This window comes from Gimesia benthica (assembly GCF_009720525.1).
Lineage (GTDB): Bacteria > Planctomycetota > Planctomycetia > Planctomycetales > Planctomycetaceae > Gimesia > Gimesia benthica.
This window is the reverse complement of record NZ_CP043930.1, coordinates 6,924,663-6,941,445: the sequence shown is the minus strand read 5'-3', so window position 1 is coordinate 6,941,445 and position 16,783 is coordinate 6,924,663. Positions and strand designations below refer to the sequence as shown.

Genomic DNA, 16,783 nt, shown 5'->3' with positions numbered 1-16,783 from the left:
CAAACATGAAACCATTCATCTGCTTTCTGTCTCTGATACCGCTGCTGATGTGCAGTTGCACAAAACCTTACACTCCCAAAGAAATGACGGAAGAAGAGCAGACGCTTCAGCAGGAACTGGTGAAGTATCAGGATCAACTGAAAGCGGCTTTGAAGAACCCGGCTGCTTACGTGCAAGTCGCGGTTGTGGATCGCAAGACCACCTTTCCTGATGATGACCAGGAATACACGCGTGTTCTGGTACTGCAGCGTGAGCAACTCGACCTGGATGATTATGGTTTCAGTCCCCCGGGAAAAGAGGCCTCGGAAGCCGACGAGGACTATATAGAAGGTTTCTTCAACGACGTGATGTTCTGGGTCGACAATGACGGAAAAATCCTGTTCGACGATTTTGAACAGCCTCCCGGAACAGAGATGGTCGTGGAATGGTGTATTCCCAATGGTGATTACAAACAGGTCGCTTTACATTATGGAGGCAATCCGTGCCTGGTGATTGATCTGGATCAGTGAGAACTGGCTCTGGATAGAAAGCAATTGTGATGAAACCGAATCAGGCGATATTTCAGAAAGTGGTGGGTTCCTGCCTCTACCTGCTGCTGCTAACACCCATCAGCCTGTCCGCCGCTCCTCAGCAGGACCAGCATTCAGAACAAGACCAGGAACTGCAGGCACTGATCAACGAACTGGAACAGCAGGAAGCTTTCTATTCTGAGCTGGAACTGAAACTGCACGAGAATTACCAACAGCCGCCTGGTAATACCCGCCCCACGTGGAAGGTCGAAAATGAGACGGAATACTCGATTCTGTTACAGGGAGAGAAATTCCGCCAGGAGGAGACCACTGCGGGTAATTTTCGATTACTTACGCAGAAACCCCGGAAAAATCAGAGGCACTTCCTGGAGGGGATGAATACAACGCTGACGCTGTTTGACGGAACCACCTATCGTCGCTTCCATGAATTTGATCATGAATCCCCGCGCGCGGTTGGTCAACGCAATCAGAACAAACTGGGAGAAATCTCAGATTTACCCAAGCGAATGGAAAACTACGGACGTCCGCACATGCTGCTCGAGAGCTCCCCCCACGTCCCGCTTTCGATTTTCTTGAGCGGAAAGAAAGCCATGGTTCATTTTCCGGGATTACCTGCTCACCCCAAGCCATTCCAGGTCAAAGCCTGGATTGAAGGGACGGGGGAGATTCAGGGATTGAAGTGCACCCAGGTCGTAGTCGAACGGTTGAATGACAGTGGTGTCCGGTTCTCGAAGCAGATCTTGTGGCTGGCCCAGGAGCGGAACCTGATCCCGGTGAAGATCATAACCTATCACGACCGGTTTTCACGAGAGAAACCGTGCAAAGAGGCGTTCGTCGACAAATGGCAGCAACTGGGCCCCGGCGTCTGGTTCCCGCTTCAGGCTCACATCGATCGCTATAATCTGATTTTATTCAAATATAATGGTACTTACGAGATCGACTGGCGGAGGCAGTACACCGCTCAAAAGATCACGCTCCATCCGGAAGTGCAGAAGCAGGAATTTTCGGCCCTCATATTTCCCAAGGGGACCACGGTGAGATCCCGGTTCAATCACCAGCAGAGTAAATATATCGTCGGTGAAGAGAAAATAAGACCGGCGGAAAAAGAATAAAAGGAGTTCCCCATGCAGGCAGTCAAATCGATTATGATTTCTGGATCGCTGGTACTGTTACTGATGTCGGCTACGCGCATCCAGGCTGACCAGCCACAGGGCAAGGAGTCAGCAGAGCTGCAGACACTGATTCGAGACGTGGAACAGCAGGAAGCCTTGTACAGGAATCTCAAGCTCCAGATGCAGTTACTCTATCAACAACCACTGAAACCCGCTGATCCCGAGAAGCAGACGAATCTGAAGTCGGAACTGACTCTGATTGTGCAGGGAGAGAAATACCGTCAGGAAAAACAGACGAAAGGACGTTTTAAACAGGGTTACATTGTCCCCCCCGACAAGCCTTATCATCATTTCAACATTGGCACAGAGCAGTCCTGCCAGGTCTATAATGGCGAGACTCTGCAAAAATTCTTTCACTATGACCGGGACCGGGGCCTCACCACCAATGAACGACAGACAGGAGGACACGGCGACATCACCCACGAACAGTTACGCATGGAGAATCTGTTAAGACCGCATATGCTGCTGTCCAATCATGGTCCTCGGATTCCACTCTCCACCTGGCTGAAAGGAACTTCCGCGGTCGCTGCGTCTCCTGGCCTGCCTAATTACGACAACCGGACAGCATATACAACAGAAATACTGGGAGAGGAAACGGTCCAGGGGCTGAAGTGTATCAAAGTGCAGATCGACCGGAGGCGAAACTCGGGCAAGTCCGAACATCGAGATGTGCTCTGGCTGGCCCGCGAGCGGAATCTGCTTCCGGTGCAGGCTATGACTTATCAGTTTTCCCGATCGACAGAAATCCCACAAAGCGAAACCTGGGTCGATGAGTGGCTGGAAGTGCGTCCCGGCGTCTGGTTCCCCCGGACATTTCATACGGACCGCCTGGACTGGATCATGTATGTTCTGAAAAAGAAACAACAGGTGGGATGGCAGGAGGCGTATGTCGTCGAATCGGTGGAACTTGACCCGAGTCTCCCGGCGGATACCTTCACGAAGCTGGATTTCCCGGAGGGGATTGTCATTGATGGAAAACAACTGTTGAAGCAAAAGTAAAAAACGAAAACAAGTCCTCACTCGATTGTGAGGGACTTGTTTTCGGATGCGTCTCTTCGACTCTGATTTACTTTTCTGTGGATCTGTTGCTCAGAGCTTTTGCTGGTAGAGCGACGGCGGCAGTGACAACTTGTCCTGTTTCAAGCCGACTCCAGGCGCGGGTGGTACAGCGTCCTGCTTCAATTCTGTCACGTTCCCCATTTCATCACTGACCTGGACTGTCCCAATGGTATCTACGGGTTTTCTCGTAGACACATCTGGATATTTCATCTCTCCCAGTTTGACAAACGTCATGGCACCATACCGAAAGGCTAACCCGTAAATGGCGTCTGCGTCCTCATCGGTTGGACCGGTATAAAGCATATCCGGACAGGAGTTGAAGGGAGCAAAGCCAACATACCGCCAGCCACAGAGCTGCTTCTTGATTCTGTTTTTCCCGACACAGGTTTCAATGATAACCGATTCGTAATATCCGAGCGGGACGTTGGTCGCAGGAACCACAAATTTTTGCGTCTTTCCAAGAGTGCCTTTCTCTTTTGGCGCTGCCTCATCCGTGCCCGGAACTATGCTGCTGGCAGACTGCAATACGCTGGCGATTCCCTGCAGGTTTTCGTCTGTCTGCGAGTCCAGGTCCTGGTTAATGCCAGTCAGGTTCCAGCCATCCTCCAGGGTAATTTCGACATTGGCGGTACCGAAACCGGTGCGGACATCAATGGCATATTCCTCAGAGAAGTCGGGTAGATACTGAAGTTCGATGTTCACGAACTCGTCACTTTTGTCCGCCACCGTTGATTTCTTCACCCCTTTATCTGTATACGAGGTTGTTTCACGACCAGCGGGGTAAATAAACAGGTACGGCTTGGGGCGGTAGTAGCGAATTCCTTTATCCTTATCTGCAGGGTTTTTCTTTACATGCACGCCGGGCATACAGCCTCCAGCTACAATCAATACGCCCACTAAAAACAGTTTTCCATAACGGCCCATCGTTTACCCTCCTGGTAACTTTAAAAGTTCATGCTGAACTGGTGCCTGCTCTGTCCATGCATGTGTTGAATTGTTCCTACTGTTCAAACAATCGGTCCCAATTCAAAATGGAAACCAGATTTGTTTAAACTGAATTGAATCTCACATTTAGAAATCCAGTTTGAATTGATTTATTTCATACGGCTGGGAAGGTTTCGTTAACCGGTACACTTTAAAGCAGCGCCATCAAGCTGATTGCCTCAATACAGGGGAAATCAGGCTGGCCTGAACCACTTCAAGACATCTTTTGTCAAATCAAAGAGGTCTTGGACAGACAACGTCTCAAGTTAAATCAGCAGGCAGCCCCTGATACGGGATAGATTCCATGACGAGCCGACTCGTCCAGTTCATTTCCAGACTGTTCTCGCGGAAGCGGGATATCGTCAATTACCTGAGCGTCGCTGACGGCATTGATTTCCAGTTGCGGGATGGCACCGTGACACCGGGGTTCCGCTGGTCTGATGTGACGCGAATCGAGACCTATAAAATCGATCTGATGGTTTACGATGAAGTCGCCCTGCGGTTCAGCACTACGGCCGGGCGGTATGAGATCCTCGAAGGACACGCCGCCTTTCAGGACTGCTTTGCGGAACTGGACCAACAGTTTGGTCTCTCACCCGAATGGTATTTCCAGGTCATGGAGCAGGCCTTTGAGACGAACCACCGGGTGCTGTATCAGAAGGCAGGCATCGGTTCGAACTGAAAAGGTTCTTCTAGAGGGTGATACACCTACTCCCGTTACGCAGCACCGTGCTTCTGCAGTGCCTGCTGGAGATTGCTCCAGAACGCTTTCTGACTCTCATACTTGTCGGCGGGGAGTTCGTTCTTCTTCGCTTCCAGGGCTTCGAGTTGATTTTTGACTGCGGTGCTGTAGGAGTAGTCTGCATTCGCGAAGGGATTTTTGAACTCGGGATCCCCCGGCTGGTGCTGGCGTACAAACTGTCCGTTTTCGTCGATTTCGATGTTGGCCGTCAGCATGGGTAGCATCATCTGAATCTGCGCAGTGGCGATCTGGCCGAAGTCCATGCCCTGGGTTGCTTCATTCCAGGCAGCGACGACCTCCGCGGGAGTGTTGCTGTTCGGGAAGCGGAAACTGTAGGCTTCTCCATTACGGGTGAAGCCATCGCGATTCAGGTCGACCTGGGCTGCTCCCGGGAGTAAGAGATTCAGTGCCCCTTCCTCAGTGAGCGCGTCGACGTCAATCGGCTCGGCGAGGCCCTGTACTTTCTGTACGACTGCCAGTTCCTCAGGGGAGAGTTTCTGCAGGAAGCTCTGTGGATCGACGTAGCCCCCTTCGTTATGGGCACGCACGATGAGATTGCCGAAGGACTGTTGCAGTTCCTCGGGTTTCTCAACCTGGCTGTAACGACCGGTCCGCTGGCTGTTGAACCAGCTGTCCCAGGAACGCTGCAGGCTTTCAACCGTGGGTGGCTCGGCGTCGGTCGTCTCGGCAGACACATATCCCTGACGTCCCACCTGGGCCAGCATCGCACTGAAGATGTTCTGCACCGCCTGGTCCTGGTTTTGCTTGTCCTTGTTCGGCGTCAGCAGATTGCTGAGACTGGAAGCAGCATCGATTTTCAAGGTCATCCCCTTTTGACTGTCAGAGCCAAACAGTACCGGTTTGAAAAGTGCGCAAGTACACCCTGTTGAAATATATCGAATGTAACGATTATCCAACTTGAGTCTATTCCCGGTCCGCAGCCGGTAATCGTGACCGGAGTTGGCAGAACGCCCTGCTCTTGTGCTGCGATCCGTGCAGAAAAACATGTCAATCTGACTGAATTTTTGTATAATGCGTGTCGAACAGCGTCTGATTGACCAATTCGCTGTCGGCAACGACATCTGAATTCAGGAGTTTCTTGATGCGCGTGATACTTCAAATCGTTTGCTTCCTCTGCCTGACCCTGCTGACGAGTGTCTCCCCGAGCGCTCCCCCAGAAACGGAAGCGAAACTGCAGGAACTGATTCAGGCGCTTCAGAAGAATGAAGGCCTCTATCCGAGTCTCAAAGTAGAACTGACCCGCTCACACACCGACGAACAGACCTGGTTGTCGATCCCGGGCAAAGAACGAATTGAGCGAGTGGCGAAGATCTCTCTGGTGACTCAAGGCAAGCAGTTCCGCGAACAGATCCGGGAGGAGGGGGAGCATGCGGTCATCTCAGGTGGCCTGGGCGGCCCCATCACTCCCGGAGCGAAGAAATCAAAACCCAACCGAGTCAAAACCGGCACTGAAATCTGGACCGAGGTCAGCAACGGTCAGGTTTGCCGGATTTTGAGTGAGAGTTTGTTTCCGGCGGAAAAAGAACCGCGTATCCTCAACGGTCAGATCACTGATCGAGTCCCGCCGCTTCCGAATCTGGCGCGCCCGCATATGTTCCTGAGCACCGGTTTGACAGGTGTCCCGCTTTCCGTTTCTCTGCGGGGAGGCGACGCGGCCCGCGCTGATCAGGGAAGCTCCTCGGATAAGAACCGGGAACAACCCCACATCCGGGTACTCGACACCGTGGAATTCCAGGGACACCCCTGCATCCGCGTGCGCAGGGAGACTTCCCACGTGCGACGCGAGTACTGGCTGGCAGAGGACCGCAACCTGATCCCGGTGCGCATCCTGAGCTTCGATGGTCGCGGAACAGAATTCCTGCCGTCATCAGAAGCGGTCGTCGAAGACTGGTGGGAGCTTCAGCCCGGCGTCTGGTATCCCCGCCGCGCGACCATCAAACGTTTTAAGACATCGCGGTTCCGTCGCGAAGAGAAACCGGTCCTCGCCTGGCGAATGGATTTCGCTGTGCAATCCGCCGAACTGAATCCCAAAGTGGAAGCCTCGTTGTTTTCCAGGCTCGAATTCCCGCCGGGTACCAGAGTGAGTGTATGGGAAGACGACAAACAGGTTCGCACTTATGAGCAGGAATGAAATGCATTTGGTAGCAGAGACCATAAAAGCATAAGGTCTCCCTGAGATCCGATTTTTTCCTGATCGTGATTTGCAATCCCCCTCAGTCCGTCTATACTCGACGGAGTATACTCCTGTCACGTAGTGCCATACATCCTGTCTCATTGGAGAATTTCATGCAGTGCTCACTGAGAACTCCGGGAAGCCGTTCCCGTTTGCTTTCTATAATTCTGTCTGTGGGAGCCCTGGTGTGCCTGTTGGTAACCGGTTCGGCACAGTTGCAGGCTCAAGACAAGGTTCCCGAGAAACGGGAACCGTTTCGACTGGATCTGGTGCCGGAAAAGGCTCTGGGGGTAATTGCGTTCCGGCCTGCTCAGCTGCTGTCGGCCTCGATGAACAAGCCGATCCGGGAACTGGCACTCAAGGAATACCAGACGAATGCTGACTTTGGCGTGCTGGGAATCAATCCCACCGACGTGACGTCGATTACGCTCATCTACATGCCGCTGCAAGCTGGTGAGACCGGCAATCTGCCAATCAAATTTGTTGTGGTGGTGAAATCAACTCAGAAACTGGATCGCCAGCAGATCCAGAAGAAGTTCACCAAAATCGAACTGAAAGAAACCACTCATAAGGGCATAACGTTCCTGACGCAGGATGCAACCGATGGTGATTCGCTCCTGTTTCTGGATGAGCATGTATTCGTGCTGTCAGATAAAGCCAGTGCAATCAAAGAGATCATTGAGCAGATGAATGATCGAAAGAGTTCGGTCTGGCAGGAACGTCTGCAACCTGTGGCCTCTGCTTCCGTTGCCGGTGGCGTGAATATGGAAACAGCGCGATCGCTGGTGGGAGGACCGTTGATCCAGCAGTTAGCTCAGCGGATACCGATCTGGCCAATGCTCTCTCCCCTGTGGGAGCGTTCTGATATTGCTGCCCTGGGAATCACGGTCGATAAGAGCCTCACCCTGGAATTGATCTTCGATCAGGAACAACACAGCCAGGAAATCAAACAGTCCCTGTCTGGTCTGTTGGAGATGGGAAAAAACATGTTGCAGTCTTTCAAGGCGGCTGCAGAACAGCGAGGTCGGCCACTCCCTCCTCCGTTGAATCTGCAGTTTAAACTGATTGAAGAGGCACTGAGCTCAGCCAAGGTCACTCAAGATAAAAAGCAGGTCCGGTTTTCGTTATCGCTGAACGATGAAACCTGCGCCCAATTGATTGCGCTGACTGTGCCTGCTGTTATGCAGGCCCGCGCTGCAGCCCGCCGCTCGGTGGCGAAGAACAACATCAAGCAGATCATGCTGGCCCTGCACAATTACCATGATCGGTATGGCCACTCTCCGCCCGCTGTCGTGACAGGCCCCGATGGCAAGACGCCTCACAGCTGGCGGGTGGAACTGCTGCCTTATCTTGATCAGCAGGCACTCTACGATCAATATCGCATGAACGAGCCGTGGGACAGCGAGCACAATCGCAAGATTGCCGAAACTGTCGTTCCCGTTTTCCAGAACCCTGGTTCTAAAAAACCTGCGAACAGTGCCTACTTCGCGGTGGTCGGTGACGGCACCGCTTTCGGCAATAAACAGGGTGTGTCTTTCAAAGATATCACGGATGGCACCTCGAACACGATCGCAATTGTGGAAGCCGATCGGAATATTCCGTGGACCAAGCCGGAGGACATTACTTATGACGGTAAGAAACTGCCGAAGTTCGGCGGATTCCACCAGGGGGGATACAATGTGGGTATTTGTGATGGCTCCGTGAAATTCATCTCAGAGCAAATTAATAAAGAGACATTGAAGTTCCTGCTGCTGATCGCGGATGGAGAAGTGCTGAATTGAGGATTGAATGGTTTCCACACGGAAGAGAACTGAATGACCTTATCCAGACGAAACTCAAGAAAGATCGTGGTTGACGATCGGGAATACCGCTGGAGTCCCTCGCGGGACTCCGGGTTTATGGTTCTGGTAGTGCAGCACAGTTCCGGTAAAGGGAAGAAACTGGAGGTCGTGATCTCGGACGATCAGAACATCATCGTTGAAAATGGTAGTTATTCCATTGAGTATGACACGGTGGGCAAACTGCTGATTACGCCGAAACTGGTCGAGACTCTGATCAGGGAGGCGCTCAAAGCGGGCTGGAATCCGGAAGAGACCGGCCCCCCGGTACAGATCACTTTCCTGGAGGGGCACCTCGAAACGCGTCGGGTGCTGTAACTCTTAATTTTCCTACCACGAAAGACACGAAAAGTTCTTTCGCAGGCTGTGGCAGATCTTTCTCAGCCAAATATCCTGCGTCAGCAGTATTGCTTGTGAATCATTCCGGTCAGGATTATGATCGTGGGTCCTGTTAAACTTCTCTGCTTACTAACACCTGATCGGGAATGAGTGCCTGCCATGCTGAAACTGCGCCGTTTTGCTCTGCTCTTTGTGTCCTGTTTTGTACTCTGTTCTCAGCTGACGGATGTGCGGGCCGATGTCCGGCTGCCGCATATTTTTGGCGACCATATGGTGCTGCAGCGGGGGCAGGAGATTCCTGTCTGGGGCTGGGCCGATGCTGGCGAGCAGGTCACCGTTCAACTCAAAGAGGACAGCGTTGAGACAACCGCCGACGACCAGGGCAAGTGGATGGTCAAGCTGCCCGCCCAGGTGGTGGGCGATCCCGTCACGCTGACTGTGAAGGGCAAGAACACCGTCACATTCCAGGATGTACTGCTGGGCGAAGTCTGGCTCTGCTCGGGTCAGTCGAATATGGAGTGGCCCGTTTCGCGGAGTAATGATTTTGAAAAGGAACAGGCGGCTGCCAATTTTCCGCAGATCCGTCATATCAAGGTTCCCCGCGTTCCCAAAGGCTTTCCGCAGGACGATGTCGATGCCCAGTGGACCGTCTGTTCTCCCGAGACAGTAGGCGGCTACACGGCGGCGGGCTACTTCTTCGGACGCAAACTGCACCAGGAACTGAATGTGCCGATCGGACTGGTGAATTCATCCTGGGGTGGAACCCGCATTGAACCGTGGACGCCTCCGGTCGGATTTGAAAAGGTGCCTGCCCTGGCGGCAATCTTCAAACAGGTGCAGCTGACCAATCCCGCGACCGGTGCCTACAAGTCGGTCCTGGAGCGCTACCTGCAGCAACTGGATGCCTGGTCAACCAAAGCGAAGGTCGCGCTCAACGCCGAAACCCCACTGCAGCCGGCTCCCGCTTATCCCGCGTCGATTCAACCGCTGACCAGTCATACTTCGCCGACAACGCTCTACAACGGGATGATTCATCCGCTGGTCCCCTTTGCCATGCGTGGTGCGATCTGGTACCAGGGAGAATCCAATCATGTGGAAGGGATGATGTATTATGAAAAAATGAAAGCCCTGATCAACGGCTGGCGCGACGTCTGGAAGCAGGGTGAGTTCCCGTTCCTGTACGTGCAGATCGCCCCTTATCACTATGGCAGTGAATCGCCGAGCATTCTGCCCCTGTTGTGGGAAGCACAGAACAAGGCCCTGGAGATTCCACATACCGGTCAGGTAGTCATTCACGATATCGGCGATCTGAAAGACATTCACCCCACCAACAAACAGGACGTTGGGAAGCGACTGGCGTTGATCGCGCTGGCGAAAACGTACGGACAGAAGGATCTGGTTCATTCCGGACCGACTTTCAAATCACTGAAGAAAGAGGGTAACAAGCTGCGGGTCACGTTCGACAATGTGGGCAGTGGCCTGGTTGCGCGCGATGGTAAGCCGCTGAGCTGGTTTGAGATCATCGGCAAAGAGACCGACTTCGTCCCCGCGGACGCAGTGATTGAGGGAGACTCGGTGGTGCTCTCTTCTCCCAAGGTCAAAGAGGCAGCAGCCATGCGGTTTGGCTGGCACAAACTGGCCGAACCGAATCTGTCGAACAAGGAAGGACTGCCTGCTGCTCCCTTCCGTGCCGGCAAGGTTCCCGAACGGGACTGGCTGTCACTGAAAGTCGACGAATCCAAAGCATATAAGCTGATCTATGACCTCGATCTGAAAAACCTGGGGAAGGACATCACATACACGCGTGATTTGAGTGGAAGTTTCACACAGCCCTTCAAGCGGATCGCCTATTTCCTGGAACTTCAGAAACCGGGTGAAGAAACCCAGTATGTATTTACATCGATGGACGCGTTTACGGACGACCTGAAGAAAATCGCCGTGCCGACACTGGGCAGCAAAGCGTACTTCCAGACGAAGGTAAGTAATCTAAATGTGGTTTCAAATGTCGCGGGCATTGCAACGGGGACCGGGCTGAAGGGGGGCAACATTGAGTTCTGGCCCGGAAACTATGGTCCCACGAACTCGGCGAATATCCCGAACGCAAGTACCAGCCTGTGGGACTTCGGCGATGAACCGGCCGAACCTTCAGACGGTTACGGCAGTATGCAGGTGCATAACTTTGAGGCGAAGCAGACGATCTTCGCAATCAACCAGTGGAAAAGCGGTCCGAACGCAGACCTGGGTATCGGCAACAGCTCCGGCCGTACCCGTGACTGGACGTTTATGTCGAACGCGTCTCAATACGATGTGAAACGGTTACGGGTTCTGGTGCTGCCTGAGTAGGTGGGTCGTAAGAACATTCGTTTTATACTACCACGAAAAGCACGAAATACACGAAATTTAAATGCCTTCCTGACGCTGTTGGGGAGGCATTTTTTGTTTGATGACCTGCGGATTTCATGATGCTGCTGAGGTAGATCGTGTGTCTAAATTCGTACGATTCTTGCCGAGTAACTTTCAACCGGGGCTAATGCCCTGCTCCCTTTCTGGACTTCATATCAATCTTTCCTATTGTGATTGTTTGTAAACTTTATATAATATCATATATTTATATTAACATAACATAATGATAAAGATTCCGGATGCGAGTTAAGCACGTGCTCAATAACTTCTTTGATATCTTACCTTTGAGGAAATGAATTTATGTCGAGACAACTCCGATCCCGTAAAGGATTTACACTGATCGAACTGCTGGTCGTGATTGCCATTATTGCGATTCTGATTGCTTTGCTGTTACCTGCGGTTCAGCAGGCCCGTGAAGCGGCCCGGCGGTCTGACTGCCGAAACAAGCTGAAACAGCTGGGACTGGCACTGCATAACTACAACGAAACTCATACGGTCTTCCCTCCCAGCTCTGTTGCCAAGGGGCTCTGTTCTTCCGGTACCGCTGCGGGCAATACGCTGAATGGTAATGGACTGGTGTTGCTGCTGCCGTTCCTTGATCAGAGTGCCTTGTATAATCAGCTGAACTTCTCGCTCGCGTTTGACGATTACAGCCCCGGTTCAGCGCCCCTGCCCGGCGGCGGTGCGACCACAAATGCTGACCTCGTGAATCGTAGAATGGCGATCTTCAACTGCCCGTCCGATCCGGGTCCCCAGGGTATTCCGGTCTCCAGCAGTTACATGCTTCCCGGCGGTTCGAACGAACATCGTACGAATTACGACTTCATCGTGTACCGTCTCTCCTACAACCATTGTAATAACTGGACGAACCGTTCCCCCACCGTGCGGACCATGTTCGAAGATGGCAGCAAGTGCCGTCCCCGTGATGTCACCGACGGGATGTCCAACACAGCCATGATGGCAGAAACCCGCCAGGCCTGTTGTGGTAATGGAGCGAACGCCAACTGGGGTGGTCGTGGTTATACACAGATCGGTCTGACCCTGGGCGACATGATCCCCAACCGCACCGTTCGCAACAGCTCCAGCTATCCGGGCGGATCCAGGGACTTCACTCCCTGGCTGGGTGACTGGGGCACGACCGGCAGTTCTCACGTAGGTGGTCTGCATGTGCTGCTGGGTGATGGTGCCGTCCGCTTCATGGGCGACAATACCGATCGTTCCATCCGACAAAACCTGGAGCGGATCGCCGACGGTAACGTTCTCGGCGAATGGTAAGCTGGAACCGGATCGTCAGTGATCCCCATCCCTCAGCGCCTGTGCTTTGAAACTATTCAAATGGTGAACCATCCGGGTTCCGCTACCGCGGTTTCCCGGGTGGGTTTCACTATCTTCCTCCCTGCTTTTGATTATCCCTCCGTTCCTCATAGAAGGTGCTTCATGTTGACTCTCAATTTACGTCCTGTGCAGACAGGAATTCTACTGGCTGCTGCCGCCCTGCTGCTCCCGGGTTGTGGTGCTTCCACCGAACAACCTGATTTTGTCTCTGAACTGGTTCCCGTGACAGGAACTGTGACTTTAGATGGTGCCCCTCTGGAGGGTGTGATGGTCAACTTCATGCCACAGGAGGGAAATGCGATTGCCTACGGTCTGACCGATGCCAGCGGAAAGTATTCGCTGCAGCCGCAGATGTCTGGTCAAGCAGAGAAGGAATCCAGCGGTGCCCTGCCTGGCGAGTACCAGGTTTATATCAGCAAACTGGTTCTCCCCGATGGGACCGCTGTTCCAGAAGGTCTCTCGGATGCGGAAGCCGAAGAAAAGGGAGCCAAACAGCTCCTGCCGCCGAAATACTCGAGCCCGGCGAACAGCAGTCTGAAAGCGACCGTGGAAAAGGGACAGACAACGGTTGATTTTGATTTGAAGAAGTAAGATTGATTCAGTTTGAGCAGTGCACCTCGAAAGTCATTATTTCGGGGCGAAGTTATCTGCGAGCCTGTCACTCTCAATAAGTGCGAATGGCACAGACGCGTTGGCGAACAACGTGCTGTGCGGTTCGCACTTTTTTTTATGGTTTTAAACGACGAAAATCACAAAAGGCACGAAAATTCACTGACTGATTTTCGGTTGCGTTGTAATCTGCGACTTACTGATGCTGATTTTCACTGGTTCCTGATGTGCAGGGGAGATCTTCCTCTATTCCTGTTTGTGCCGTTCCCTATGATATCTGATTGCGCTTGACGCAACGTAATTTGTTCGGAGTGTTTCCTGGTTTCCCCCGGGGGATTCGCTGAAACTTGATAGCCGCCAGGCGGGAGGACACGCAGGTCCTCCCCTACTTTTCTGGAATCGAACTGTGTTGCTGGCTTAAACGTTTGCCCTGACAGTTTCCTGCTCGCTGCGCTCGGCCCGAAAGTTATTCGAGCCCACCCTCTGATGTCAGCGAAATGGTTTTTGTCGTATTTTAATATTACAGGGTTTACCGTGGTTACCGGCGGCTAGCGCCTTGCCGCTCAGGAGATTGAGGACTGATGCACTTTCAGTGGAGGATGAAGCTGATGCTTTTTGTTTTCTTGATGTTCGTTATCTTGTTGATGTGCTCGGGGAGGTCAAGCCAGAATTTTGTCCTGGTGTGTCCGGAATTTTGTCCCAATGCGTCCCGGATTTTGTCCTGGTCTGGCTGGTTTGTGTCTCCGTGTGCCCAGCTCAAACGGGGAACATCGTGCATGCATTCGGAATGTTTCTGGTGGATACCTGGTGAAAATCGACGCGAATTCAGATGCTGTTGTGACACCGGTTCTGCAAGATCAGTGCGGAGAGTACCCGCCTCGCGCGCGAGCCAGAAACAAACAACATACGATTCGGCAGGTGCGAATCAAGTGAATTTTATGCACTGTATTTGATCCTTTGAGCACGTTCACACGTTCTATTTTTTACGATTGCGGGCCTATGAGAATTTTCGTTTTTCAGAAAAAAGAGAGTCCCCGTCTCGAAAGGTGGGGATGTTCAGAGGCGTCGGTTTGGTATAGAATGAACCCCGGTGCCTCGCATTTAGTAACTGTTTTTCCTGGTGGCCGACTGTGCTCTTTCGCCTGTTTCTGTTATTCACGCTGATTCCCCTGGCCGAACTCTGGCTGTTGCTCTGGTTCAGTTCGCTGACCAGTCCGACCGTCACGTTTGGCCTGGTCGTCGTTACGGGAATATTGGGTGCCTGGCTGGCACGTAAACAGGGTGCGCAGGCCTGGAAGAAGATCCAGATGAACCTGGTTCAGGGACAGCAGCCAACAGGTGTTGTGCTGGACGGTCTGATGATTCTGATCGCGGGAGCGTTTCTGATCACCCCTGGTATCATGACAGACATGCTCGGATTCGCATTACTGATTCCTCCCGTTCGCGAACTGTTGAAGGTGCATATCGGGGAATGGCTCCGCAAGAAAGCGATGCTGCAAGTCCAGAGTCATGCGAGCTTTCATTCGAGCCACGCCGGCTTCCAAGACTTCGGCAGTACACAGAGCACCGTGAAGGAAGAGGATATCATCGACGTCGAGTTCGTTCGTAAAGAATCCTCAGAAACAGATTGAAGCCGGTTTACAATTGCATCGGGTGTGCCGGGTTCTATAATCAGAAAGAGGCAGTAAACTAGGCCTGCACGTTAACTTCCTTTAGTTATTATCCCCCGATATGGCGGCGTTTTGTCGTCCGATTGAATCTCAATCTCCTTCCCGATTTTCTACTTCGATACAGGATTCCGTAATGTCTGCGTCCCACTTACGATGTCTGTTTTCCGCCGCCTGTCTGCTGGCTCTGGTTCTGACTGCCCCGGTTCGTGTCTCGGCTGAGGAACCTTACTGGAACCAGTTCCGAGGCCCCCATGCGGACGGCACATCGGAAGCGACCGGACTCCCCACGACCTGGAGCGAGAAAGAGAATATCGTCTGGAAGACGCCGATTCACGGACGGGCCTGGTCGTCTCCCGTCGTCTGGAAAGATCAGGTCTGGGTCACGACTTCAACCAAGGACGGGAAAGAGCTGGGAGTGGTCTGTGTCGATTTCAACACTGGTAAGATTCTGATCGACAAGAAAATCTTCGACGTGGAGAAGCCACAGTATATTGATCCGAGTAACTCACACGCCTCGAGTACCCCGATCATCGAAGAGGGACGGATCTATGTGCATTACGGTGCGTATGGAACCGCCTGCCTGGATACGAAGAACGGAAATATCCTCTGGGAACGCCGCGATTATCCCTGCAATCACTGGCGGGGTGCGGGGTCGTCACCCATCATTTACCAGAACCTGCTGATCCTGCAGTATGATGGTTACGATTACCAGTACATCGTCGCACTGGATAAAGAGACCGGCAAAGAGGTGTGGAAAAAAGATCGCGACATTGAATACGGAACCAAGAATGGCGATTCCAAAAAAGCTTTCGCCACACCCCGGGTGATTGAATACGAGGGACGCGTGCAGCTGATCAGCCCGGCGGCGAAAGCAACCGTTTCCTATAACCCGCTGACGGGAGAAGAGTACTGGAAGTTCTATTATCCCCAGCACTCCGCCGCCAATCGTCCGCTGTATGATGGAGAGAAGATCTACGTCGGTACCGGTTTCCCGAAAGCCCATCTGTATGTCGTCAATCCGGGTGGTAAAGGGAACGTGACTGATTCGCACGTCAAATGGGTCGAACAGAAGGGGATTCCTTCCAAGCCGTCACAACTGCTGATCGACGGCCTGATCTATATGATCGACGATAAGGGCATCGCGTCGTGCCTGGATGCTAAGGACTCCGGCAAGCTGGTCTGGAAAGAACGGATGGACCGCAGTTCGTTTTCAGCCTCTCCCATTTTTGCAGATGGAAAGATCTATGCTCCGGACCGTGAAGGAGTCACACGGGTGTTTGTGCCCGGAAAAGAGTACAAGGAACTGGCTGCGAACCAGCTGGAGGAAGGCTGTGTGGCATCGCTGGCGGTCGCTGGTAAGTCGTTGATCCTGCGCACCGAGCATTTCCTGTATCGGATTGAAGATCAGTCTGCGGGTAAATAAGCGACGCGTTGAGGGTTTTGTTTTAAGCCTCGGCTGCGGTCACGGCGAATTCGAGACGGACAGCGGTCTCTTTGCCAACCGAGAGTTTGCCGGTAAAGAACCAGGCACCACCCATTTTTTCACTGAGAGTCACCTGGATATCAATCGTCTCTCCCGGCTTGACCATCCGGCGGAACTTGGTGTTGTTCAGCCGGGTGGCAACGGGTACTTTGTCGCTGGACGGGGCATCCGTCTTCGCGATGAAGACAGCGGCAGCCTGCATCGCAGCTTCACAGAGGATCACGCCAGGCAGGACCGGGTGATCGGGATAGTGTCCCTGAAAGAGGTCCAGATCGGATGAGACGAACTTGCGGGCGTGGATGCTGTTTTCATCCAGCGCGACGACTTCATCGAGCCACAGAAAAGGTTCCCGGTGCGGAATACAGGCTTTGATTTCATCCAGATTCACGAGATCAATCCGTTTCTATTGTGTGAGCGGGTCTGTG

At 52.8% G+C, this 16,783-nt stretch carries 15 protein-coding genes; 12 read left to right on the top strand and 3 right to left on the bottom strand.

Annotation, left to right across the window (positions count from 1 at the left end):
* The first annotated feature begins 5 nt into the window (after nucleotides 1–5).
* Genes F1728_RS27175 through F1728_RS27165 form a run of 3 tightly spaced genes read left to right on the top strand, consistent with a single transcriptional unit; the run spans nucleotide 6 to nucleotide 2,701 of the window.
* Nucleotides 6–509: a hypothetical protein gene (locus F1728_RS27175; RefSeq protein ID WP_155366664.1), complete on the top strand. Its 504-nt coding sequence runs from the start codon at nucleotides 6–8 to the stop codon at nucleotides 507–509.
* A 29-nt stretch (nucleotides 510–538) separates the two neighbouring features.
* Complete coding sequence (locus tag F1728_RS27170; RefSeq protein ID WP_155366663.1) at nucleotides 539–1,642, top strand: LolA-like protein; 1,104 nt, start codon at nucleotides 539–541, stop codon at nucleotides 1,640–1,642.
* Nucleotides 1,643–1,654: 12 nt separating this feature from the next.
* Nucleotides 1,655–2,701: a hypothetical protein gene (locus tag F1728_RS27165; RefSeq protein WP_155366662.1), complete on the top strand. Its 1,047-nt coding sequence runs from the start codon at nucleotides 1,655–1,657 to the stop codon at nucleotides 2,699–2,701.
* Nucleotides 2,702–2,791: 90 nt separating this feature from the next.
* On the opposite strand, the gene F1728_RS27160 is transcribed toward F1728_RS27165, so the two are convergent.
* Complete coding sequence (locus F1728_RS27160; RefSeq protein ID WP_155366661.1) at nucleotides 2,792–3,685, bottom strand: hypothetical protein; 894 nt, start codon at nucleotides 3,683–3,685, stop codon at nucleotides 2,792–2,794.
* Between the two features lie 364 nt (nucleotides 3,686–4,049).
* Here F1728_RS27160 and F1728_RS27155 point away from each other — a divergent pair, with 364 nt between their 5' ends.
* Complete coding sequence (locus F1728_RS27155) at nucleotides 4,050–4,427, top strand: hypothetical protein (RefSeq protein WP_155366660.1); 378 nt, start codon at nucleotides 4,050–4,052, stop codon at nucleotides 4,425–4,427.
* A 35-nt stretch (nucleotides 4,428–4,462) separates the two neighbouring features.
* On the opposite strand, the gene F1728_RS27150 is transcribed toward F1728_RS27155, so the two are convergent.
* Nucleotides 4,463–5,308: a hypothetical protein gene (locus F1728_RS27150; protein WP_155366659.1), complete on the bottom strand. Its 846-nt coding sequence runs from the start codon at nucleotides 5,306–5,308 to the stop codon at nucleotides 4,463–4,465.
* Nucleotides 5,309–5,589: 281 nt separating this feature from the next.
* Here F1728_RS27150 and F1728_RS27145 point away from each other — a divergent pair, with 281 nt between their 5' ends.
* The 8 genes from F1728_RS27145 to F1728_RS27110 all read left to right on the top strand — a co-directional run bounded on the left by F1728_RS27145 (nucleotide 5,590) and on the right by F1728_RS27110 (nucleotide 16,298).
* Entirely contained in the window at nucleotides 5,590–6,639 is a 1,050-nt protein-coding gene (locus F1728_RS27145; protein WP_155366658.1) for a hypothetical protein, read from the top strand.
* 227 nt (nucleotides 6,640–6,866) lie between these two features.
* On the top strand, nucleotides 6,867–8,462 hold the full coding sequence (locus F1728_RS27140; protein ID WP_194242547.1) for a DUF1559 domain-containing protein: 1,596 nt from the start codon (nucleotides 6,867–6,869) through the stop codon (nucleotides 8,460–8,462).
* Nucleotides 8,463–8,495: 33 nt separating this feature from the next.
* Complete coding sequence (locus tag F1728_RS27135; protein ID WP_155366656.1) at nucleotides 8,496–8,837, top strand: hypothetical protein; 342 nt, start codon at nucleotides 8,496–8,498, stop codon at nucleotides 8,835–8,837.
* 180 nt (nucleotides 8,838–9,017) lie between these two features.
* A complete protein-coding gene (locus tag F1728_RS27130; protein ID WP_228030368.1) occupies nucleotides 9,018–11,201 on the top strand; it encodes a sialate O-acetylesterase in 2,184 nt (727 codons plus the stop codon).
* Nucleotides 11,202–11,561: 360 nt separating this feature from the next.
* Entirely contained in the window at nucleotides 11,562–12,536 is a 975-nt protein-coding gene (locus F1728_RS27125; RefSeq protein ID WP_155366655.1) for a DUF1559 domain-containing protein, read from the top strand.
* A 162-nt stretch (nucleotides 12,537–12,698) separates the two neighbouring features.
* Entirely contained in the window at nucleotides 12,699–13,187 is a 489-nt protein-coding gene (locus tag F1728_RS27120; RefSeq protein WP_155366654.1) for a carboxypeptidase-like regulatory domain-containing protein, read from the top strand.
* Nucleotides 13,188–14,335: 1,148 nt separating this feature from the next.
* Nucleotides 14,336–14,836 carry an FxsA family protein gene (locus tag F1728_RS27115; protein ID WP_145041944.1) on the top strand — a complete coding sequence of 167 codons (501 nt, stop codon included), beginning with the start codon at nucleotides 14,336–14,338 and terminating at the stop codon, nucleotides 14,834–14,836.
* A gap of 172 nt (nucleotides 14,837–15,008) precedes the next feature.
* The gene (locus tag F1728_RS27110) at nucleotides 15,009–16,298 is read left to right on the top strand and encodes an outer membrane protein assembly factor BamB family protein (RefSeq protein ID WP_155366653.1); all 1,290 of its coding nucleotides are present in this window, start codon (nucleotides 15,009–15,011) and stop codon (nucleotides 16,296–16,298) included.
* A gap of 22 nt (nucleotides 16,299–16,320) precedes the next feature.
* Here the strand turns inward: F1728_RS27110 and F1728_RS27105 are convergent, their stop codons facing one another.
* Nucleotides 16,321–16,746 carry a 3-hydroxyacyl-ACP dehydratase FabZ family protein gene (locus tag F1728_RS27105; RefSeq protein ID WP_155366652.1) on the bottom strand — a complete coding sequence of 142 codons (426 nt, stop codon included), beginning with the start codon at nucleotides 16,744–16,746 and terminating at the stop codon, nucleotides 16,321–16,323.
* Nucleotides 16,747–16,783 lie beyond the last annotated feature (37 nt).